The sequence below is a fragment of the Mycolicibacterium sp. 624 genome, assembly GCF_040548615.1.
In the GTDB taxonomy this organism is placed as follows: Bacteria; Actinomycetota; Actinomycetes; order Mycobacteriales; family Mycobacteriaceae; genus Mycobacterium.
Genome location: NZ_JBEPRZ010000006.1, coordinates 313,940 through 334,697, shown reverse-complemented (window position 1 = coordinate 334,697; position 20,758 = coordinate 313,940). Strand labels below are relative to the sequence as shown.

Genomic DNA, 20,758 nt, shown 5'->3' with positions numbered 1-20,758 from the left:
GTCGCGTTCATAACGAAGGGTGGGCCTGCGATGGCAGGCACCCCAACGTGCGGGACACTAGAGATCACGGAGTGTGGCGGTCCGACCGTCGATGACCCGTGGTGAGGAGGCAAGGCGATGGCCGACAACCCGGAACAGCAGTATCAGCCCGAACAGAACGGGATGTACGAGCTGGAGTTCCCCGCACCACAATTGTCACTGCCCGACGGCCGGGGGCCTGTGATGATTCACGCCCTCGAGGGCTTCTCGGACGCAGGTCACGCCATCCGGTTGGCCGCCGCCCACCTGACGGACACTCTCGACACCGAGCTCGTCGCGTCGTTCGCCATCGACGACCTGCTGGACTACCGGTCGCGGCGACCACTGATGACGTTCAAGACCGATCACTTCACCCACTACGAAGATCCCGTGCTGAATCTCTACGCCCTGCACGACAGCGTGGGCACGCCGTTTCTGCTGTTGGCGGGCATGGAGCCCGATCTGAAATGGGAACGGTTCATCGCGGCGGTTCGGCTGCTGGCAGAACGTCTCGGCGTCCGCAAGGTCATCGGGCTGGGCACCATCCCGATGGCCGTGCCGCACACCCGCCCGGTCACCATGACCGCGCACGCCACCGACAAGGAACTGATCGCCGAGCACCAGCCGTGGGTCGGTGAGGTTCAGGTTCCCGCGAGCGTGTCGAATCTGCTCGAGTACCGGATGTCGCAGCACGGGCACGAAGCCCTGGGTTTCACCGTGCACGTACCGCACTACCTGGCGCAAACGGACTACCCGCCCGCGGCCGAGGCACTGTTGGCCGAGGTCAGTAGGGCGGCTGCGCTGCAAATACCGCTCGCGGCACTCGGACAGGCGAGCGCGGAGGTGCACACCAAGATCGCCGAGCAGGTCGAGGCCAGCACCGAGGTCGCTCAAGTGGTTTCTGCCCTGGAGCACCAGTACGATGCTTTCGTCGCTGCTCAGGAGAACCGGTCATTGCTGGCCCGGGACGAAGATCTGCCCAGCGGCGATGAACTGGGCGCGGAATTCGAACGCTTCCTCGCCGAGCAGGCCGGTGACGAGCCCACCGACGGGCACGGCGGACCTGCATCGCCCTGACGGGCCCGACGACGGAGTTGGCGGATGACGACGGACCAGAAGCCCAACCTACGACCCGTGCGTGAAATCGTCCCGACGTTGGAGTACCGCACCATCCACGGGTACCGCCGCGCCTTCCGAGTGGCCGGGTCAGGCCCCCCGATCCTGCTGATTCACGGCATCGGCGACAACTCCACGACATGGACCACGGTCCAGACCAAGCTCGCGCAGCGGTTCACCGTCATCGCGCCCGACCTGCTGGGTCACGGGAAGTCGGACAAACCGCGCGCCGACTACTCGGTCGCCGCCTACGCCAACGGCATGCGCGACCTGCTCAGTGTCCTCGACATCGAGCGAGTGACAGTGGTCGGTCACTCGTTGGGCGGCGGGGTCGCCATGCAATTCGCCTATCAGTTCCCACAATTGGTGGACCGACTCATCCTCGTTGGCGCGGGCGGCGTGACCAAGGACGTCAACGTCGCACTGCGCATCGCGTCCCTCCCGATGGGCAGCGAGGCCCTAGCGGCGCTGCGCCTGCCCATGGTGCTGCCCGCTGTGCAGCTGGTCGGCCGAGTGGGCGGCGCCCTGTTCGGCAAGACCGGTGTCGGCCGCGACATCCCCAACATGCTGCGCATCCTGGCCGACCTGCCCGAGCCGACGGCGTCATCCGCCTTTGCCCGCACGCTGCGTGCGGTGGTGGACTGGCGGGGCCAGGTGGTCACCATGCTCGACCGATGTTATTTGACCGAATCCGTTCCCGTTCAACTGATCTGGGGATCAAAGGACTCGGTGATCCCAGTGAGTCACGGCCGCATGGCGCACGCGGCGATGCCGGGCTCACAACTCGAGATCTTCGAGGGCTCAGGCCACTTCCCGTTCCACGACGATCCGGACCGCTTCGTTGCGCTCGTGGAGACGTTCATCGACTCGACAGCCCCCGCGACACACGACCAGGAAGCACTTCGGAACCTGCTGCGCACCGGTGTCACCGAGGCCGACTTGACCGGTCCCACCGGCACCCGGGCCGCGGTGCTGGACGCGATGGACACCGACGAGCGCAGCGCCACCTGAGGTCGCAGAGCCGCCCAGTTGGGCCGCCCGACGACGTAGCATCGGCAGATGGCTATCGACGTGACCGTGTTGCGCGTCTTCACCGACTCCGACGGCAATCACGGCAATCCCCTTGGCGTGGTTGACGCCGACCAAGTCCCCCCCTCCGACCGCCAGCGCGTGGCCGCGCAATTGGGTTACAGCGAAACCATTTTCGTCGGACTGCCGGCCCCAGGAGCCACCACCGCCATAGCGCACATCTTCACCCCGACGACCGAGCTTCCGTTCGCGGGGCATCCGACCGTGGGAGCGGGCTGGTGGCTGCGCAACCGCGGGACGCCGGTCAAAACGCTGCAGGTGCCCGCCGGGGTGGTGCAGGTCGAGCACCAGTCTGCGCCCGACGGCGAGTTCACCACGATCACCGCGCGCGCGGAGTGGGCACCGGAGTTCCTTATCTACGAAATGTCATCGATCGACGAGGTACTGGCCGCCGATCCAGATGACTACGCCGAGGACGTCGAGCACTACGTGTGGTCGTGGAGCGATCGGGCCGCCGGCGCCATCCGGTCGCGGATGTTCGCCAGCCACTTCGGCATTCCCGAGGACGAGGCCACCGGTTCGGCGGCCGTGCGCATGACGGACTACCTGAGTCGCGATCTCTCCATCACGCAGGGCAAGGGTTCACACATTCGCACGTCGTGGGACGCACAGGGCTGGGTGAAGGTCGCAGGCCGGGTCGTCGACGACGGCACCAGGCAGATCGACTGACCCGCTCGCCCGGTCAGCTGGAAGGGGCGACCTTGCGGTGCGCGCGCAGCGCCTCGATCTCGCGTTCGAAGTCATCGGCCGAGGAGAACGACCGGTACACCGAGGCGAACCGCAGATAGGCCACCTCGTCGAGGTCTCGTAGTGGGCCCAGAATCGCCAGCCCGACCTCGTTACTGGCAACCTCGGGTGATCCGGCGGCGCGGACGGCGTCCTCGACCTGCTGAGCCAGCAGGTTCAGCGCATCGTCGTCGACCTGTCGGCCCTGGCAGGCCCGGCGGACGCCCTTGATCACCTTCTCCCGACTGAACGGTTCGGTGACCCCGCTGCGCTTGACGACCGCCAACACGGCGGTCTCGACGGTGGTGAAACGCTTGCCGCACTCCGGGCACGAGCGGCGGCGGCGGATGGCCTGCCCCTCATCGGCCTCACGGGAGTCGACCACTCTGGAGTCAGGGTGACGGCAGAACGGACAGTGCATCACCGCTCCTTCGCCGCCTATGGCCAGTCCGGGCAACCCGGTCGCATACGAGCGTACCGTCGCACGGACGCAGGGTTCACGGCGCACGGCGCACGTCAGCCCACGGGGGCGATGAGCGTCTGCCCGGCATCGACCGCGGCGGAATCCAATTCGTTGAGCTCACGGATCTGATCAACGACCGTACCGGTGGGCGCATCGGGGGCCACGCGACGAGCAAGCTGCTGCAGCGACTCCCCCATTTGCACCTGGACGACGGCCAGTTGGCCCGGCACGGGCTGGGGCACCTCGGTCGGGGCGCCGAACTGGGCCACGAGTCCGAGCCACAGTGTGATGCCGGCTGCCATCAGCGCCAGCAGCACTGTCGTGACCGGTGTGATGGGCTTGCGGCGGTGCGAAGCCCGCGACATCAGAACGCCGGTGCCGCGGTACCGCAGCGGCTCCGCGGCCGGCCGACGGCGTTGCGGACCCCGCGACGCGTCGGGGCGTCGCCGCACCGGGCGAGCGATGGGATCGGTCGGGTTCTCCCTGGTGATGATGGTCATCTTCGAGCCTTTCGGTGAAGCGCCGGAGCGTGTGTTCGCTTGTGTGTTCGAAATATAATCGATCAGGTGTTCGATGAATAGAACATGTGATCGAACTGTTGCAAACGATATCGGCGCCCACCGACAAGTTCCGGCCGTCACGCGCCGCTCCCGACACGCGTCGAACACATGTTTGATTATCGGGATTGACAGGACTAGATTCGCCACCATGAGTGACAGCAGCGACACACGAGACGGAAGCGACGACACACCTGTGCGCCGTGACGCCGCGCTGACCGAACGTCAGCGCACCATCCTCGAGGTCATCCGCAATTCGGTCACCACAAGGGGATATCCACCGAGCATCCGAGAGATCGGTGATGCCGTCGGCCTGACCTCGACGTCATCGGTCGCACACCAACTGCGCACGTTGGAGCGCAAGGGCTTCCTGCGGCGCGACGCCAACCGGCCCCGCGCGGTGGACGTGCGCGGTTCCGACGACATGGTGACTCCGATCGTGACCACCGACGTCGCCGGGTCGGACACGCTGCCCGAGCCCACCTTCGTACCCGTCCTCGGCCGGATCGCCGCGGGTGGTCCGATCCTCGCCGAAGAGGCGGTGGAGGACGTCTTCCCGCTGCCGCGCGAACTCGTCGGCGAGGGATCGCTGTTCCTTCTCAAGGTCGTCGGCGAGTCGATGATCGACGCCGCGATCTGCGACGGCGACTGGGTGGTCGTGCGTCAGCAGAATGTGGCCGACAACGGCGACATCGTGGCCGCCATGATCGACGGCGAGGCGACGGTCAAGACGTTCAAGCGCACCCGGGGACAGGTCTGGCTGATGCCGCACAACCCGGTGTTCGACCCGATCCCCGGTAACGACGCGGCCATCCTGGGCAAGGTCGTCACCGTTCTCCGCAAGGTGTGACGGCGGCCGGCCGCGTCAGCCTCTGACGAAGCCGTTCGTCAGAGCGAATTCCTCACTGGCGAACCAGACCTCGGCCTTCACCCGGTCGTACTGCTCCGAACCGGGTAGCCAGTACAGACCCGTCTTGGTGTCGGCCTTGATCGGATATCCGGCAGGGGCACCATCACCCTCATCGGAGGCCAGCCGCAACGACGTCTGAGCCGGCGCGGGCTCATCGAGCTGTATGGCCGCGTGGCGACCGCTAGGCGGGCCGCTAACGGCCTCGACCTCCTCTGGGCGAGCCTCCTCTGGATGATCCACCGCTGCGGGATCGACGGCCTCAGCGGCGTCCGCGGCCTCGACGTCATCGTCGACGGCCTCGGTGTCCGCCCAGACCTCCGACGCCTCCGAGTCCTCCATGGCCGCCTCGTCGGTGGAGTCGCGCTCCTCGACGACGCTCACAATGAGGTTGGGCTTCGTGTCGATCGCGTCCTGATCGAGGGAGAATCCACCGTCCAACGAACGTGCGGCGGGAACCTCCGGCGGCACGGACGCGGCAGGCGTCGCGGCGTCACCGCCCTCGTCGTCCTTCGGCATCGCCCACGCGCTCAACGGAACATAGGGCTGCTGCTGGCTGGCCGGTGTCGGGCCCGCCGACGGCATCGGGCCGGACGCGAAGTCATTGCCCTCGTCGTCGTCATCGTGATCATGAACGTCACGATCGTCGTCGTCATAGTCGTCGTACTCGTCGAAGCGGTCCATCGGTGCGCGGTCCTCACCGCGCCGCCGGTTCAAGATCACCGCGACGACCACGGCACCCACCAGTACGAGAACGGGTATGAGGGCGAGCGCCCACCACCACTTCTGATACCACGGCTTCCCGCCGTCATCGCCTACCGGCCCGGTGGCCTGGGGTGCCCTCGGGGCGTCCTGACCGGGCACCGCGAGACCCGCGAGCGCGTTGGCCAGATTCGGCGGCTCGGTGGAGAACTCGTTGCTCGCACGGTCGAACGTGATCGCCCCGTTGGCGAACTTCTGGGTGATCACATCGCCGTTCTCGGCCTGATCGGCGGTCGGCGCACCGAGATCGCCGGTCGCGCCGCCGAGTTTGGCCCAGGCCGCGTTCATCGCGCCGCGCACGATCACCGCGCCGAAGTCCGGCGTCCAGAAGATCACCGGTTCGTCGGGGGCGGCGAACTTCGCGATCCGGCTGGCGGGGGCGAGACCACCATCGGCCTCGGAGGCGATCGGGAAGCCGAGGTCACCCGTCGGCCCGCCCACGCTCTCGTACTTCTCCAGCAGCTGGCCAGTGATCACATCGGCGCCGTGGGCGGGGCTGTAGAAGATCTTGCCGCCGCTGAACGCCTGCACCAGATTGCCGTCGCCTACCGGTTGCGGCGGTCCGTCGGGAGCGCCGAGTGGGCCAAGCGGCCCACCCGCGGCGCGCCGCGCCGCATTGATCTCCGACGTCGCATCACCCGGGATCTCGAGACCCTTGAGCTGATCGGCCAGCTCCGGCGGGGTGGTCGTGAAGGTCTTGGTGCTCCGGTTCCACGACAGCTCGCCACCGGTGAACTTCTGAGACACCACCTCACCCCGGTAGACCTCGTCCTCCGTCGGCACACCGAGAACACCTGCTGATCCACCAAGCGCGTCCCACGCCGCGTTGATGGCGCCACGGACCACCCTGGCACCGGTGTCGGGGGTGAAGAAGATGACCGGCTTGTCGACCGCGCTGAACGTCGTGTTGCGGCTGTCGGGCGCCCGGCCCGCACCCTCATCGATGTTCGGGAAGCCCAGATCACTCTCAGCGGGCCCGCCGAGCGCCAGATACTTGTCCAGAATCGCGCCCTGCATGATGCGCGCACCGGTCTCCGGGGTGAAGAAGATCCGCCCGCCGGCAAAGTTCTGTCCGAAGCCAGCCCCGACGGCATAGACGCCACCGTCCTTGGGACCCAAGGTGCCGGTGTCACCACCGTTGGCATCCCAGACCTGTGTGATCGCGGCGTCGGCGTCACCCTCGGGCGTCGCCCACGCGATCGGCGCCATCGGGGCAAACGCCACGACAGCAGCAACCAATACGAGCGCCACACTCGAGCGCCCCACGAACCTGCCCAGCAGGTTTTGCAGCCCAGTCATCGTTCCTCCCCGCGACACACTGAGGGTTCTCTGCAAGTGTCGCGTCCGTCAACCTTGCGTCAGGCGACGTCAATCTTGAGGGATATCCAGGCCGTGGCGTGTAAGTGTCGCGTCACCCACACGGCGACTGCGGGCCCCTCGCGCGTCGATTTCGGGCCATCAGACGCCGAGGCTACGGCCGATGATCTCCTTCATGATCTCGGTCGTGCCGCCGTAGATCGTCTGGATCCGGGAGTCCAGGAAGGCCCGTGCCACCGGATACTCGCGCATGTAGCCGTACCCACCGTGCAGTTGCAGGCAGCGGTCGTTGAGGCGGACCTGAGCCTCGGTGGAGAACCACTTGGCCATCGCGGCCTGTTCGACGGTCAGCTTCTCCTCGAGGTGCAGCTCAATGAACTGGTCGACCATCATCCGGACGACGGTGGCCTCGGTGGACAGCTCGGCGAGCGTGAAACGGGTGTTCTGGAAGCTGCCGATCGGCTTGCCGAACGCCTTGCGTTCCTTGGTGTACCGCAGCGTCTGCTCGAGCACCTCCGCCATGCCCGCGGCGGCCACCACGGCGATGCTGATGCGCTCCTGGGGCAGGTTCTGCATCAGGTAGACGAAGCCCGATCCCTCTTCGCCCAGCAGGTTCTCGGCGGGCACCCTCACATCGACGAACGACAGCTCGGCGGTGTCCTGGGCGTCCAGGCCGATCTTGTCGAGGTGGCGGCCGCGCTCGAAGCCCTCCATGCCGCGTTCGACGACCAGCAGCGAGAAGCCCAGCGCGCCCTTGTCGGGGTCAGTGCAGGCCACGACGATGACCAGGTCGGCGTGGACACCGTTGGTGATGAACGTCTTGGCACCGTTCAGGATCCAGCTGCCGTCCTCCTGCTTGACCGCACGGGACTTGATGCCCTGCAGGTCGCTTCCGGTGCCCGGTTCGGTCATCGCGATCGCGGTGATCAGCTCACCCGAGCAGAAGCCTGGCAGCCAACGCTGCTTCTGCTCCTCGGTGGCCAGCCGCAGCAGGTACGGCGCGACGACGTCGTTGTGCAGCGCGAAGCCCAGACCGCTGTAACGGCCGACGGTGGTCTCCTCGGTGATGACGACGTTGTAGCGGAAGTCCGGGTTTCCGCCGCCGCCGTACTCCTCGGGCACGGACATGCCGAGGAAGCCCTGCTTGCCCGCCTCGAGCCAGATACCGCGGTCGACGATCTTGTCCTTCTCCCACTGTTCGTGGAACGGGGCGACGTGGCGCTCCAGGAAGGCACGAAATGCGTCACGGAACAGTTCGTGCTCGGGCTCGAAGAGAGTGCGCTCGAACTTGATCACCTGGCTGGACGCGGCCATGAAGGACCTCCGGATCGACGGGCTGGATTTTGCCCACAACCCTATCCCACCCAACCGGATGGTTGATACCCGCGGTACCGTTGTCGCGGCCCCTAAGATCATCGGCATGGTCTCCGGTTCGAGTCTCACGCACTGGGGCGCGTTCACCGCCGACGTCACCGACGGCGAGATCACCTCGGTTCGGCCGATGGCAGGCGATGCCGATCCCTCTCCCCTGTTGGGGAACCTGCCTGGGTCCCTGCGGCACCGCTCGCGGGTGACTGGGCCCGCCGTGCGCCGCGGCTGGCTGGAGAACGGACCCGGGCCCACCGATCTACGCGGCACCGAGGAGTTCGTCGCCGTCTCGTGGGACGAGCTGACCGAGCTGCTGGCCGACGAACTGCGCCGCGTGGTCGGCGCGCACGGCAACGAGGCCATCTATGGCGGCTCGTACGGCTGGGCCAGTGCAGGGCGGTTCCATCACGCACAGAGCCAGGTTCACCGCTTCCTGAATCTGCTGGGCGGCTACAGCTTCTCGCGACACTCCTACAGCCTCGGTGCCACCGGGGTGATCATGCCGCGCGTCGTCGGCACCCATGACGACCTGTTCAAGCGGTCCACGGACTGGAACGTCATCGCCGAACACACCGATCTGATGGTGTGCTTCGGAGGCATCGCCCTGAAGAACACCGGCATCAACCACGGCGGCACCACCGCCCACCCGACCCGGGATGCCCTGCGCCGCCTGCGTGATCGCGGCGGCCAGATCGTGTCGATCTCACCCCTGCGCGACGACGTCGAGGGTGACTGCGAATGGCTGGCGCCGAGACCCGGCACCGACGTGGCGATCATGCTCGCGCTCGCGCACGTGCTTGCCACCGAGTCCCTGGCCGACCGTGAGTTTCTCGATCGCTACTGCACCGGATACGAGCGCTTCGAGCGCTACCTGCTCGGCGTCGGCGACGGGGTGCCCAAGTCGCCGCAGTGGGCAGCGGACATCAGCGGTCTGCGCGCCGACGACCTGATCGCGCTCGCCAGGCGCATGGCGTCGAGCCGGACGATCGTCACCGTGAGCTGGTCTCTGCAACGCGTCCGGCACGGCGAGCAGGCACCGTGGATGGGCCTGGTCCTCGCGGCGATGCTCGGCCAGATCGGGCTTGCCGGAGGTGGTTTCGGGCACGGCTACGGATCGATGAACGAGCCGGGACTACCGCCGCTTCGGTGCCGGTTGCCCACCCTGCCGCAAGGTATGAACCCGGTGCGGACGTTCATCCCGGTGGCCGCGGTCAGCGATATGCTGCTGCACCCGGGCGAGACATTCGACTTCAACGGCCGTCGTTTGACCTACCCCGACATCCGACTGGTGTACTGGGCCGGCGGCAACCCGTTTCACCACCACCAGAACATCCCGCGACTGCGGCGTGCGCTGGCGCGCCCCGAAACCGTGGTTGTGCACGACCCCTACTGGACGGCGATGGCCAAGCACGCCGACATCGTGGTGCCCTCAACCACCGCGTTCGAACGCGACGACTACTCGGGTTCACGCAACGACCCCCTCCTGGTGGCCATGCCCGCCCTCGCAGCGCCCCACGCCGACTCGCGCGACGACTACACGACGTTCGCTGCCCTCGCGGAGCGACTCGGTTTCGGTGAGCAGTTCACCGAGGGCCGCACCGCCCAACAGTGGCTGGTGCACCTCTACGACAAGTGGTCGGCGGAACTGGATTTCACGGTGCCCAGCTTCGATGACTTCTGGGCTGCGGGCTCACTGCGCCTGCCCACCGAGGACGGTCTGACCCTGCTCGCCGACTTCCGCGCCGACCCCGTCGACCACCGACTGGGGACACCGAGCGGCCGCATCGAGATCTTCTCGTCCGATATCGACGGATTCGGCTACGACGACTGCGCCGGTCACCCCACCTGGTATGAGCCATCGGAATGGCTGGGTGGCGAACGGGCCGCGAGCTATCCCCTGCACCTGCTGGCCAATCAGCCCGCGACCCGGTTGCACGGGCAGCTCGACGGCGGCGCCACCAGTCAGCACTCCAAAGTGCAGGGCCGCGAACCGATCCGGATGAACCCCGCCGATGCGGCTGCGCGGAACCTGTCCGACGGTGACGTGGTCCGCGTCTTCAATGACCGGGGCGCGTGCCTGGCCGGCGTCGTGGTGGACGAGGCCCTGCGGCCCCATGTGGTGCAACTGTCCACCGGCGCCTGGTACGACCCTCAGGACCCCACCGACCCGGGTGCGATGTGTGTTCATGGCAACCCCAACGTGCTGACGGCCGACATCGGCACGTCATCGCTGGCCAAGGGATGCACCGGCGCGCACGTGCTGGTCGAGATCGAGCCGTTCACCGATCCGCTACCCCCGGTGCGGGCGCACATGCCACCTCACGTTGTCGAAACGGGAAGGCACAGTGACTGAGTCGGTCTCCGTCCAGGAGCGAGGCGAGACGCTGGAGTTCACGTTCGACGATGCACTGCGCTACGCCGGACCGCACTCACCCGCCGGCGTCGCGATCGCGTTCCAGTCACTGCGCGTCGCCTTCGCGGCACTCTCCCCCGACGCACCACCGCAACGGCGTGCAGTCACCATCGCGACCGCGTTCCGGGGTCCCGGTGCCCGCGACTGCTTCGAAGCCGTGACCCGCGCCGTCACCGACGAGCGATTCACGGTCGACCGCACGCTGATTCGCCCTGACCGCGGCAGCCTGGTCGAGGACTTCGTGTTCGAGGTGGGCCTCGGCGATGCCACGGTGACGCTGCTGTTGCGCGATGGGTTCGTCGACGACGAGTTCATCGACCTGGCCCGCACGCAGGAGCGAACCGACCAGCAGGAGCGGCGGCTCGACGAACTGAAATCCCGACTGGCCCAAAGGGTTATGACCACTCCCGCCGATGAACTGTTCGACGTCAGCTAACAGATCAGGCCTGGCAACTAGTACGTCGCGAACTCGCGCAGTCCGGCGGCCAACGACTTGGGCACCCGCGCCTTGATCCGCGTGCCGTCATCAGTGTGTTCGGTGGCGTCGATGCGTCCGTCGGCGTGGACCCGCGCGACGAGGTCACCCCGGTCATAAGGAATCGTGACGTCGACGGACTCATCGGTGGGCGTGACCATTTCGGCCATCCGCGTGCGCAGCCGGTCCAGCCCGTCGCCGGTGTGCGCCGAGACGAACACCGCGTCGGGCAACGCTCGCCGCAGGTGGGCCAACGTGAGATCGCTTGCAGCGTCGGTCTTGTTGACCACCAACAGCTCTGCGGCCGGTGCCTCGTCATACTCCGTGGCCACATCGCTGACGACCGCGCGCACCGCGCTGATCTGCGCCAGTGGGTTGGCATCGGAACCGTCGACGACGTGGACCAGCAGGTCGGCGTGGACGACCTCCTCCAGCGTCGAGCGGAACGCCTCCACCAGCTGGGTGGGCAGGTGCCGGACGAAGCCGACGGTGTCGGTCAGCACGAACGGTCGACCGTCGTCGAACTGTCCACGGCGCGTGGTGGGTTCGAGCGTTGCGAACAGTGCGTTCTCGACCAGGACACCTGCACCGGTGAGCGCATTGAGCAGGCTCGACTTGCCCGCGTTGGTGTAGCCGACGATCGCAATCGCTGCGACATCGCTCTGCACCCGACGGCCGCGCTGGGTGTCGCGGATCTTCTTCATGTCCTTGATCTCGCGGCGCAGCTTCGACATCCGCTCACGAATCCGGCGACGATCGGTCTCGATCTTGGTCTCACCGGGTCCACGCGTGCCCACACCGCCGCCGCTGCCGCCCGCGCCGCCGCCCTGACGGGACATCGACTCGCCCCAGCCGCGAAGCCTGGGCAGCATGTACTCCATTTGCGCAAAGGCGACCTGCGCCTTGCCCTCTCGACTGGTTGCGTGCTGGGCGAAGATGTCGAGGATCAGGGCCGTGCGGTCGATGACCTTGACCTTGACGGCCTTCTCCAGCGCGTTGAGCTGGGCAGGGCTCAGCTCGCCGTCGCAGATGACGGTGTCCGCGCCGGTGGCCTCCACGATCTCGCGCAGTTCGGCCGCCTTACCGGAGCCGATGTACGTCGACGGATCGGGTTTGTCGCGCCGCTGGACCAGGCCCTCGAGGACCTCGGAGCCCGCGGTTTCGGCAAGTGCGGCGAGTTCGGCCATGCTGGCATCGGCATCGGCGGCGCTGCCGTCGGTCCAGACGCCGACCAGGACGACCCTTTCGAGCCGCAACTGGCGGTACTCGACTTCGGAGACATCTTCGAGTTCGGTGGACAGACCCGCCACGCGGCGCAGTGCGACGCGGTCTTCGAGGTCGAGTTCGCCCGTGCTCGGGATCTTTGGATGAGTCATGTAATTACTGATGGTGCCCTTTCGGGGTTGCCTCGTGCATCCGATTTTCCGCTACTGCGCCCGCCACCACTGCTCGGAGACCTCGCCGTGAGCCACCAGCACCGAGGGTCCGCGCAGGAAGCTGGAGGCGTCGGTGATGCTGACCTCGACCTCACCGCCGGGGATGCGCACGCGCAGGGTTCCGGTTTCCGTGTTGCCATGACGCAGCGCTGCGACGACCGCTGCCACGGTTCCGGTGCCGCATGACCGGGTTTCGCCGACACCCCGCTCGTGGACGCGCATCGACACCGCGCCGTCAGCCGGGGCGGTGAGCACCTCCACGTTGACGCCGTCGGGGAACAGCGCGGCATCGAACTCGACGGGGGCCGCCACGTCCAGCGCGCGCAGATCATCCTCGGTGAGGGTCGGGTCAACGCAGGCCAGGTGGGGGTTGCCGACGTCAACGGCCAGCCCGGTGAAGCGTCGGCCACCAACGACGGCGGATCCGGCGCCCACCTGGTTGGCCTTGCCCATCTCGACGGTGATGTCGGCGGTCAGCGCGTCATGGGAGTGCAGGACGACGGGTCGCGGCCCGGCCAGCGAACCGACCACGAACTCGTCTCTCTCCTCCAGGCCGCTGGCCCTCAGGTAGTGCGCGAAGACCCGCACCCCGTTGCCGCACATCTGCGCCACGGAGCCGTCGGCGTTGCGGTAGTCCATGAACCAGTCGCCGGCGTCGACGCCCTCGGGCAGGCGATCGAAAACGCCCGCGTTCAGTGCGGCACCCGCCGTCGTCACCCGCAACACCCCGTCGGCGCCCAGGCCGCGCCGCCGGTCGCACAGTGCGGCCACCGACTGCGGCGTCAGGCCCAGGCGGGCTTCGAGGTCGGGAAGCACCACGAAGTCGTTCTGTGTGCCGTGTCCCTTGGCGAACTTCACCTGATCAGGATACGTTCCGGATTCCCGGGTCGCTTCGCTCCTGCCCGCCGCTACGGATCCCCCGGTCGCTCCGCTCCTGCCCGCCGTCCTCGCCACGCACGGAGCGTCGCCGCAACGTTGCCGTCCGCCGCACCGTCCAGCCAGTGGATGCGGTGATCGCGGCGGAACCACGATCGCTGACGGCGCACGTACCGTCGCGTGCCGATGAAGGTGCGTTCGGCGGCGTGGGCCAGCGCCTCCTCCGTCCCTCCTGCATCGAGGGCCTCGAGCACCTGCGCGTATCCGAGGGCCCGGGACGCGGTGACCCCGTCGCGCAGCCCGCGGTCGCACAGTTCGGCCACCTCGGCGACGAGACCACCGGTGAACATCAGGTCGGTGCGCGTCTGGAGTCGCTCGTCGAGACGCTCGGTCTCCCAGTCCAATCCGATGATGAGGGTGTCCCAGCGCGGATGTCCGATGGTGGGCGCGCTCGCGGCGAACGGCTGCCCCGTCAGCTCGACCACCTCCAGCGCGCGCACGATGCGGCGGCCGTCGGTGGGCAGGATCGAGGATGCGGCTTCGGCATCGACGCGGGCGAGTTCGGCGTGCAGCGCGGCGACGCCCACCTCGGCGAGCCGACCCTCCCACCGCCCCCGCACATCGGGATCGGTGGCCGGGAACGTCCACTCGTCGAGCAGCGACTGCACGTAGAGCATCGATCCACCGACGATGACCGGCACCGCACCCCGAGCGGCGATGGCCTCGACGTCGGCGGCCGCGGCCTGCTGGTATCGGGCGACCGTCGCGGTCTGTGTCACGTCGAGAACGTCGAGCTGGTGATGCGGGATGCCTTGACGCTCGGCCACGCTCAGCTTCGCGGTACCGATGTCCATTCCGCGGTAGAGCTGCATGGCATCGGCGTTGACGATCTCGACAGCCGCGCCGCTCAACTCCTGAGCAACGGCCAACGCCAGCGCGGACTTGCCGGTGCCGGTGGGTCCGACGATCGCAATGGGCCTCATGGCAACCAGACGCCCGCGAAGTACCCCACACCGTAGGGCGCACCGCGGTAGTACTCGCGCGCCGACCACGACGTCGGTTCGGCGAGTCCGGCGAGGACCGCGAAGGCAACCGCCCCGACGATGCCGCCGCCCACACTGGCCAGTGCGGCCACGTCGCCGGTGGCCAGCGCGTCGTCGAGGGCCTCCTGCACCGGCACCGATGCGGCGTCGTACCCACCCGGTGCGGACGGGTTGAGGGTGTTGGCGCCGTCGGCGACCACCAGAACGCCGATCGGGTCGGCGGTGGCGTCGATCTCCGCGCGCAGCGCCCGGCCGATGTACACCGCAGCGGACGCGTCATGGCCGGCGGCGTATGCCCGCACCTGCGCGCTGCCCCGGGGGTTGCACTGCCCGCGCACCCAGCCGGTGATGAGCGCACACAGGGGCAGCGGGCGCACAGCCTCCGCCTCGGTACCAGGCGTTTCAGGGCCGAGCGTGACGGGGACGTCGACGCCGTAACCCGCGAATGTGCCGGCCGACCCGGGTGCTATCACCCGGTCGGCTGCCGCGACCCCGATCGCCACCCAGCGGTCCGGCAACTCCCCCGCCGCACGAAGCACGGCGGCCCGCAGCTCGTCGCACTCGGGTGCGGCGCCGGACGCGAGTTCGGGCACCATGACGGGCGCGGACGGTACGACGGCAATCGCGCTCAGCACGAGACCACGCTATCCAGCATCGGCGTGGGCCGACCCGGCGGCACTCGCGCTCTCGGCCGTGGCCGCCTCGCCGCGGGCCAGCGCGACGGTCGCGAAAACCATCACCGCGAAGGCGATGACGAGGGTGAACCAGCCCGCATCGCCGGGTCGCAGCGTCTCGCCCAGGATCACCACGCCCAGCACCGAGCCCACGACGGGTTCGGTGACGGTCATGGTCGGCAGCGACGCCGTGAGCGCACCCGCACGGAACGACGACTGCTGCCACGCGGTGCCTGCGATGGCGACGAGCGCCCACGCGTAGAGCTCGGGGGTGCGCAGCAGTTCTGTGACTCCGTCGCCGAGGCGGTCCACCACACCCTTGGTCAACACCGCGAACACGCCCCACAGCGCGCCGGAGACCATCGCGAGCAGCACCGCACCTGTGGGCCCGGGGAAGATCCGCGCACCGACAACGCACACCACCAGCGCCGGGCCAAGCACCGCGATGACCAGCGACCACGTCTCGAACGACGCCCGCGAGACCCCCTCGGTCGGGTTGCCGACCGTCACGATGACGACAACGGCCGCCGCGAGCAGCGTCGCCCACGTCCACTGGAACCGCGACACGCGTTGTCCGGTGATCCTGGCGTTGATCGGCAGTGCGAACAGCAGCGACGTGACCAGGATGGCCTGCACCAGGAGCACCGAGCCCAAACCGAGCGCGGCCGCCTGCAGCCCGAATCCCACCGCCGACACCCCGCTGCCCAGCCACCACTGACGGTCCCGCAGCAGGCGCGTGAACAGCCCGAGATGACTGACCGGTTCATCGGTGACCTCGTGCGCGGACCGCTGATGGATGACATCGCCGATGGCGATGAACAGGGCCGCACCCAGCGCCAGGAGGGCGGCGATATCGGTCTTATCCACGGCGCTCGGCAACCTCCAACCGTTCACCTCCGGCAGCTCTGGGACGGCGTCGCATGTGCCCGCCGGGACCCGAGCTTAGGCAACGACTCGCGCAAAGACGTGGGCACGCCGGACGCCACCCTGTTTAATAGCGTGCGAAGAGCCAAATGGCGCCGCGTTGCGCGGCAGGAGCGTGGGCCCCCACGCAGAGTGCACGAGGATGACGGACATGACGACCAGCGAGTCAGGCAGCACCCCAAAGCCCGCACCCCGACCCGGACCACCGCGCCCGGTTCCCCGGCCCGGGGGTTCTGCTCCGACAGTGGTCACCGCCCCCGCTGCCGACCCGCACCAGTTCGGACGCGTCGACCCCGACGGCACCGTCTGGTTGATCACGTCGGCAGGCGAACGGCAGATCGGTTCGTGGCAGGCCGGCGACAACGAGGCCGCGTTCGCGCACTTCGGGCGCCGGTACGACGATTTGCACACCGAGGTCGCGCTGATGGAGCGACGGCTCGCGTCGGGCACCGGTGACGCCCGGAAGATCAAGTCCGCGGCCACCACGCTGGCCGAGGGGCTGCCGACCGCGGCGGTCCTCGGCGACGTCGATGCGCTGGCAGCGCGGCTGACGGCCATCATCGGGCAGGCCGACAGCAGTGCCGCCGACGAGCGTCAGCGCCGCGACGAGCACCGCGCCGCCCAGACCACCCGCAAGGAGACACTGGCCGTCGAGGCCGAGGAGATCGCCAACTCCTCGACGCAGTGGAAGGCGGCGGGCGACCGGCTGCGCGAGATCCTCGACGAGTGGCGCACCATCACCGGACTGGACCGCAAGACCGACGACGCGCTGTGGAAGCGCTACTCGGCGGCGCGGGAGACGTTCAACCGTCGCCGCGGATCGCACTTCGCCGAACTCGACCGGGAACGCGTCGGGGTCAAGCAGGCCAAGGAGGCGCTGTGCGAGCGCGCCGAGGCGCTGTCGGACTCCACCGACTGGGGCCCGACGAGTTCGACGTTCCGCGACCTGCTCACCCAGTGGAAGGCCGCGGGACGGGCGTCCAAGGACCTCGACGACGCACTGTGGCGCCGGTTCAAGGCCGCCCAGGACAAGTTCTTCTCCGCCCGCAACGCCGTCAACGCCGAGCGCGACGCCGAGTTCGAGGCCAACGCCACCGCCAAGGAGGCCCTGCTGATCGAGGCAGAGGCCATCGACATCTCCGACCCGGACGCGGCGCGTGCCGCTCTGCGCACGGTCGGCGACAAGTGGGACGCCCTCGGCAAGGCACCGCGCGAGCGCAGCGCCGAACTCGAACGACGCATGCGTGCCGTCGAGAAGCGAGTTCGTGACGCGGCGTCGTCAGGGTGGTCGGATCCGGAGGCTCAGGCCCGGGCAGACCAGTTCCGGATTCGCGCAGAGCAGTTCGAGCACCAGGCCGAGAAGGCCGAGGCCGCGGGACGCACCAAGGACGCCGAGCAGGCACGCGCCAGCGCAACGCAGTGGCGGGAGTGGGCCGAGGCCGCGGTGGAGGCTCTGGGCAAGAAGCGCTAGGCGGGCAAGAAGCGCTAGGCGTCGGGACGGTTGGGACCTGCGGCCGGGTGGTCGCCCGGCCCATCCAACAGACCCTTGCGCTGGTTCTCCGCCATCTGCTGGCGGCGCGCCTCCTCGGCGGCCAACTGCAGGGCGGTTCGCGACCAGACCACGCGGATCCAGTGGAACGTCAACAGGATCACGGCGATCCAGGCCACGACGAGCCCCAACCCGGGGCCGGGAAGAGGCGCCGCGACGGTCTGGCGCGACCACACCGCGAGCATGCCGATCGGGCACGCCACCGCTGAGCCGGCCAGCGCGATCCAGGCCAGCGCCCATCTGCGGGTCAGCAGCGCCAGGATCGAGAAGCCGACGCTGAACACCAGGATCAGCCAGAGGAACACGCGCGATGGCAACGCCACGGCCGCCTCTCCGGCGGCGTCGGTGCCCAGCAGGGCGTCGAGCCCCTTGGCGCCGCCGGTGTGCGGCAGCACGAACGACAGCAGGATCACGAACACCAGGCCCGCCACGACCAGAGCCCTTGCCCCCGGGTCGATCTCACGTGCGACGCGACGTTCCGCGTCCTCGATATCGCCCTTGAAGTCGTCGAACTCCCCGTTGCCGGTCACTTGGAGCATCCCGATACCGCGGGCTGCGGGCGCGGCATGCCGATACTTGGCATGCCGAGCCCGACATTGGTGGTCACCTTGCGACCCTCCTCGTGTGCGTCTCCGGCCCTGGTGCGCCGATGGTCGATTACATCTGCGTCGGCGATCAGGTGGTGGGGCGCGGCGCCGGTCACCGTCGTGACGATCACATCGCCCGGGCGGACGTCGCGGCCACCGGGCGCGAAGTGCACCAGACGGCCGTCCCGCGCCCGACCTGACATCCTTGCCGTGCTCGAGTCCTTGCGTCCCTCACCGGTGGCGACCAGGAGTTCGACGACCGTCCCGACCTGTGCGGCATTCTCCTCCAGGGAGATTCGCTCCTGCAGCTCGATCAGACGTTCATACCGCTCCTGCACAACCGCCTTGGGGAGTTGGTCGGCCAACTCGGCGGCCGGCGTGCCGGGACGCTTCGAGTACTGGAACGTGAATGCCGTTGCGAAGCGCGCGCGGGCCACCACGTCGAGCGTCGCGGCGAAGTCCTCCTCGGTCTCGCCGGGGAAGCCCACGATGATGTCGGTGGTGATGGCGGCGTGCGGTATGGCCGCGCGAACCCTGTCGATGATGCCCAGGTAGCGCTCGGCACGGTAGGACCGGCGCATGGCCCGCAGAATGCGGTCCGACCCGGATTGCAGCGGCATGTGCAGGGTCGGACAGACATTGGGGGTGACGGCCATGGCCTCGATCACGTCGTCGGTGAATTCCGCGGGGTGCGGCGAGGTGAAGCGAACCCGTTCCAGCCCCTCGATGCGCCCACACTCACGCAACAACTTCGCGAATGCGCCCCGATCGCGCTCGACATCCGGATCGGCGAACGAAATGCCGTAGGCATTGACGTTCTGACCCAACAGCGTGACCTCGAGGACGCCCTGGTCGGCCAGCGCCTGCACCTCGGCGAGGACGTCGGCGGGATGGCGGTCGACCTCCTTGCCGCGCAGTGCCGGAACGATGCAGAACGTGCAGGTGTTGTTGCAGCCGACCGAAATGGAAACCCATGCGGCGTATGCGGATTCGCGAGTGGCGGGCAGAGCGGACGGAAACTCCACTAGCGCGTCGGCGATCTCGACCTGCGCGACCCGGTTGTGCCGGGCGCGTTCGAGCAGGGCTGGCAGCGACCCGATGTTGTGGGTGCCGAAGACCACGTCCACCCACGGCGCCTTGGACAGCACCGCCTCGCGGTCCTTCTGCGCCAGGCAGCCGCCGACGGCGATCTGCATATCGGGATCGGACGCCCGCCGCGGTGCCAGGTGGCTGAGGTTTCCGTACAGCTTGTTGTCGGCGTTCTCCCGCACCGCGCAGGTGTTGAACACCACGATGTCGGCATCGGAACCGTCGGCCGCACGCTCGTAGCCGGCGGCGTCCAGCAGGCCGGAGAGCCGCTCGGAGTCGTGCACGTTCATCTGGCAGCCGTAGGTACGGACCTGATAGGTACGGGCCGACGAGCGCTCGTGCGAGGAGCCGACGACTTCTGTCGTGCGCTCGGATGCTGGGTCGATGACTCCCGCTGGGCGCCCTCCGACGCCCATCGGGGCGCCGTCGGTCACCGTCGAAGTCACGGCCCAATGGTACGGCGGCCGGTCCGGAGGCCCAATTCGGTCAAACTCGCCGGAATTCCGAGAGCCCGGCGAGCAGGGCGTTCCCTGGGTAAGGTCTGTCCGCATGGAGAGCGACGGGTCGGCGTCCGCAGTGAGGGAACCGGCTTCGATCAGCCACCCGATGATCTCAATGCGGGGGGTCAACAAGCATTTCGGCGACCTGCACGTGCTCAAGGATATTGACTTCGAGGTCGATCGCGGCCAGGTCGTGGTGGTGCTCGGGCCGTCCGGTTCGGGCAAGTCGACGTTGTGCCGGACGATCAATCGGCTGGAACCAATCGACTCCGGCACCATCTCGATCGACGGTCAACAGCTGCCGTCGGAGGGTCGCAAACTCGCCGACCTACGCAGCGACGTCGGCATGGTGTTCCAGTCGTTCAATCTGTTCGCGCACAAGACGATTCTCGAGAACGTCACGCTCGCCCCGATGAAGGTCCGCAAGGCCTCCAAGGAGCAGGCGCGGGCCAAGGCGATGGAGTTGCTCGATCGCGTCGGTATCGCCAACCAGAAGGACAAGTACCCGGCGCAGCTCTCGGGCGGCCAGCAGCAGCGCGTGGCCATCGCCCGGTCCCTGGCGATGAATCCCAAGGTCATGCTGTTCGACGAGCCCACCAGCGCGCTCGACCCAGAGATGATCAATGAGGTCCTCTCGGTGATGACGTCACTGGCCGAGGAGGGCATGACGATGCTCGTGGTCACCCACGAGATGGGCTTCGCGCGGCGGGCGTCACACCGTGTCGTCTTCATGGCCGACGGCGCGATTGTCGAGGACGCCAAGCCCGAGGAGTTCTTCTCCAACCCCAAATCCGATCGCGCCAAGGACTTCCTCGGCAAGATTCTCAACCACTGACGCCCTGCACCCCATTGCCCGCCGAAAGGAACTG

The 20,758-nt window shown here is 68.0% G+C and carries 19 protein-coding genes; 8 read left to right on the top strand and 11 right to left on the bottom strand.

All coding sequences use genetic code 11. The annotated features are described in order from the left end of the window. Positions 1 to 117 precede the first annotated feature (117 nt). Genes ABIA65_RS24000 through ABIA65_RS23990 form a run of 3 tightly spaced genes read left to right on the top strand, consistent with a single transcriptional unit; the run spans position 118 to position 2,892 of the window. Entirely contained in the window at positions 118 to 1,095 is a 978-nt protein-coding gene (locus ABIA65_RS24000) for a proteasome assembly chaperone family protein (RefSeq protein WP_241399527.1), read from the top strand. Between the two features lie 24 nt (positions 1,096 to 1,119). Next, positions 1,120 to 2,145, top strand: coding sequence for an alpha/beta fold hydrolase (locus ABIA65_RS23995; protein WP_354525103.1), 1,026 nt, complete (start codon positions 1,120 to 1,122; stop codon positions 2,143 to 2,145). A 48-nt stretch (positions 2,146 to 2,193) separates the two neighbouring features. After that, a complete protein-coding gene (locus ABIA65_RS23990) occupies positions 2,194 to 2,892 on the top strand; it encodes a PhzF family protein (protein ID WP_241399529.1) in 699 nt (232 codons plus the stop codon). 13 nt (positions 2,893 to 2,905) lie between these two features. On the opposite strand, the gene nrdR is transcribed toward ABIA65_RS23990, so the two are convergent. Continuing rightward, positions 2,906 to 3,370: a transcriptional regulator NrdR gene (nrdR, locus tag ABIA65_RS23985; RefSeq protein WP_241399530.1), complete on the bottom strand. Its 465-nt coding sequence runs from the start codon at positions 3,368 to 3,370 to the stop codon at positions 2,906 to 2,908. A gap of 95 nt (positions 3,371 to 3,465) precedes the next feature. Next, positions 3,466 to 3,912 (bottom strand): LysM peptidoglycan-binding domain-containing protein, encoded by a 447-nt coding sequence (locus ABIA65_RS23980; protein ID WP_354525102.1) that lies wholly within the window; start codon positions 3,910 to 3,912, stop codon positions 3,466 to 3,468. A gap of 208 nt (positions 3,913 to 4,120) precedes the next feature. Between ABIA65_RS23980 and lexA the strand changes: the two genes are divergently transcribed. After that, positions 4,121 to 4,819, top strand: coding sequence for a transcriptional repressor LexA (gene lexA, locus ABIA65_RS23975; protein WP_241399532.1), 699 nt, complete (start codon positions 4,121 to 4,123; stop codon positions 4,817 to 4,819). A gap of 15 nt (positions 4,820 to 4,834) precedes the next feature. On the opposite strand, the gene ABIA65_RS23970 is transcribed toward lexA, so the two are convergent. Next, positions 4,835 to 6,937 (bottom strand): LGFP repeat-containing protein, encoded by a 2,103-nt coding sequence (locus ABIA65_RS23970; protein WP_354525101.1) that lies wholly within the window; start codon positions 6,935 to 6,937, stop codon positions 4,835 to 4,837. A 159-nt stretch (positions 6,938 to 7,096) separates the two neighbouring features. After that, on the bottom strand, positions 7,097 to 8,269 hold the full coding sequence (locus ABIA65_RS23965; RefSeq protein ID WP_354525100.1) for an acyl-CoA dehydrogenase family protein: 1,173 nt from the start codon (positions 8,267 to 8,269) through the stop codon (positions 7,097 to 7,099). Between the two features lie 106 nt (positions 8,270 to 8,375). Between ABIA65_RS23965 and ABIA65_RS23960 the strand changes: the two genes are divergently transcribed. Continuing rightward, entirely contained in the window at positions 8,376 to 10,676 is a 2,301-nt protein-coding gene (locus ABIA65_RS23960; RefSeq protein ID WP_354525099.1) for a molybdopterin guanine dinucleotide-containing S/N-oxide reductase, read from the top strand. Beyond that, positions 10,669 to 11,172 carry a hypothetical protein gene (locus tag ABIA65_RS23955; RefSeq protein ID WP_354525098.1) on the top strand — a complete coding sequence of 168 codons (504 nt, stop codon included), beginning with the start codon at positions 10,669 to 10,671 and terminating at the stop codon, positions 11,170 to 11,172. Before ABIA65_RS23960 ends, ABIA65_RS23955 begins: the two co-directional genes overlap by 8 nt. A 17-nt stretch (positions 11,173 to 11,189) precedes the next feature. Here ABIA65_RS23955 and hflX read toward each other — a convergent pair whose 3' ends face one another. Genes hflX through ABIA65_RS23930 form a run of 5 tightly spaced genes read right to left on the bottom strand, consistent with a single transcriptional unit; the run spans position 11,190 to position 16,107 of the window. Further along, entirely contained in the window at positions 11,190 to 12,587 is a 1,398-nt protein-coding gene (hflX, locus tag ABIA65_RS23950) for a GTPase HflX (RefSeq protein ID WP_241399537.1), read from the bottom strand. 51 nt (positions 12,588 to 12,638) lie between these two features. Continuing rightward, positions 12,639 to 13,505, bottom strand: a complete 867-nt coding sequence (dapF, locus tag ABIA65_RS23945) for a diaminopimelate epimerase (protein ID WP_354525097.1) — start codon at positions 13,503 to 13,505, stop codon at positions 12,639 to 12,641. Between the two features lie 50 nt (positions 13,506 to 13,555). Then, positions 13,556 to 14,506 carry a tRNA (adenosine(37)-N6)-dimethylallyltransferase MiaA gene (gene miaA, locus ABIA65_RS23940; protein WP_241399539.1) on the bottom strand — a complete coding sequence of 317 codons (951 nt, stop codon included), beginning with the start codon at positions 14,504 to 14,506 and terminating at the stop codon, positions 13,556 to 13,558. Beyond that, positions 14,503 to 15,201, bottom strand: a complete 699-nt coding sequence (locus ABIA65_RS23935; RefSeq protein ID WP_354525096.1) for a class III extradiol ring-cleavage dioxygenase family protein — start codon at positions 15,199 to 15,201, stop codon at positions 14,503 to 14,505. The genes miaA and ABIA65_RS23935 overlap by 4 nt, the downstream gene beginning before the upstream one ends. 9 nt (positions 15,202 to 15,210) lie before the next feature. After that, a complete protein-coding gene (locus ABIA65_RS23930; protein ID WP_354525095.1) occupies positions 15,211 to 16,107 on the bottom strand; it encodes a DMT family transporter in 897 nt (298 codons plus the stop codon). Between the two features lie 208 nt (positions 16,108 to 16,315). Here ABIA65_RS23930 and ABIA65_RS23925 point away from each other — a divergent pair, with 208 nt between their 5' ends. Then, positions 16,316 to 17,635 carry a DUF349 domain-containing protein gene (locus ABIA65_RS23925; RefSeq protein WP_354525094.1) on the top strand — a complete coding sequence of 440 codons (1,320 nt, stop codon included), beginning with the start codon at positions 16,316 to 16,318 and terminating at the stop codon, positions 17,633 to 17,635. Positions 17,636 to 17,649: 14 nt separating this feature from the next. Here the strand turns inward: ABIA65_RS23925 and ABIA65_RS23920 are convergent, their stop codons facing one another. Together ABIA65_RS23920 and miaB are read right to left on the bottom strand one after the other, a co-directional pair. Further along, positions 17,650 to 18,252, bottom strand: a complete 603-nt coding sequence (locus ABIA65_RS23920) for an Rv2732c family membrane protein (protein ID WP_241399543.1) — start codon at positions 18,250 to 18,252, stop codon at positions 17,650 to 17,652. Continuing rightward, positions 18,240 to 19,835: a tRNA (N6-isopentenyl adenosine(37)-C2)-methylthiotransferase MiaB gene (gene miaB / locus ABIA65_RS23915; RefSeq protein WP_241399544.1), complete on the bottom strand. Its 1,596-nt coding sequence runs from the start codon at positions 19,833 to 19,835 to the stop codon at positions 18,240 to 18,242. Before miaB ends, ABIA65_RS23920 begins: the two co-directional genes overlap by 13 nt. Before the next feature lie 160 nt (positions 19,836 to 19,995). Here miaB and ABIA65_RS23910 point away from each other — a divergent pair, with 160 nt between their 5' ends. Further along, positions 19,996 to 20,724, top strand: a complete 729-nt coding sequence (locus ABIA65_RS23910) for an amino acid ABC transporter ATP-binding protein (RefSeq protein WP_354525214.1) — start codon at positions 19,996 to 19,998, stop codon at positions 20,722 to 20,724. Positions 20,725 to 20,758 lie beyond the last annotated feature (34 nt).

What these genes read in the sequence shown, in the direction of transcription:
- ABIA65_RS23970 (WP_354525101.1), bottom strand. Translation starts at nt 6,937, where the DNA reads ATGACTGGGCTGCAAAACCTGCTGGGCAGGTTCGTGGGGCGCTCGAGT.
- ABIA65_RS23990 (WP_241399529.1), top strand. Translation starts at nt 2,194, where the DNA reads ATGGCTATCGACGTGACCGTGTTGCGCGTCTTCACCGACTCCGACGGC.
- ABIA65_RS23925 (WP_354525094.1), top strand. Translation starts at nt 16,316, where the DNA reads ATGACGACCAGCGAGTCAGGCAGCACCCCAAAGCCCGCACCCCGACCC.
- miaA (WP_241399539.1), bottom strand. Translation starts at nt 14,506, where the DNA reads ATGAGGCCCATTGCGATCGTCGGACCCACCGGCACCGGCAAGTCCGCG.
- ABIA65_RS23980 (WP_354525102.1), bottom strand. Translation starts at nt 3,912, where the DNA reads ATGACCATCATCACCAGGGAGAACCCGACCGATCCCATCGCTCGCCCG.
- lexA (WP_241399532.1), top strand. Translation starts at nt 4,121, where the DNA reads ATGAGTGACAGCAGCGACACACGAGACGGAAGCGACGACACACCTGTG.
- ABIA65_RS24000 (WP_241399527.1), top strand. Translation starts at nt 118, where the DNA reads ATGGCCGACAACCCGGAACAGCAGTATCAGCCCGAACAGAACGGGATG.
- ABIA65_RS23965 (WP_354525100.1), bottom strand. Translation starts at nt 8,269, where the DNA reads ATGGCCGCGTCCAGCCAGGTGATCAAGTTCGAGCGCACTCTCTTCGAG.
- ABIA65_RS23910 (WP_354525214.1), top strand. Translation starts at nt 19,996, where the DNA reads ATGATCTCAATGCGGGGGGTCAACAAGCATTTCGGCGACCTGCACGTG.
- ABIA65_RS23995 (WP_354525103.1), top strand. Translation starts at nt 1,120, where the DNA reads ATGACGACGGACCAGAAGCCCAACCTACGACCCGTGCGTGAAATCGTC.
- hflX (WP_241399537.1), bottom strand. Translation starts at nt 12,587, where the DNA reads ATGACTCATCCAAAGATCCCGAGCACGGGCGAACTCGACCTCGAAGAC.
- nrdR (WP_241399530.1), bottom strand. Translation starts at nt 3,370, where the DNA reads ATGCACTGTCCGTTCTGCCGTCACCCTGACTCCAGAGTGGTCGACTCC.
- ABIA65_RS23960 (WP_354525099.1), top strand. Translation starts at nt 8,376, where the DNA reads ATGGTCTCCGGTTCGAGTCTCACGCACTGGGGCGCGTTCACCGCCGAC.
- ABIA65_RS23920 (WP_241399543.1), bottom strand. Translation starts at nt 18,252, where the DNA reads ATGCTCCAAGTGACCGGCAACGGGGAGTTCGACGACTTCAAGGGCGAT.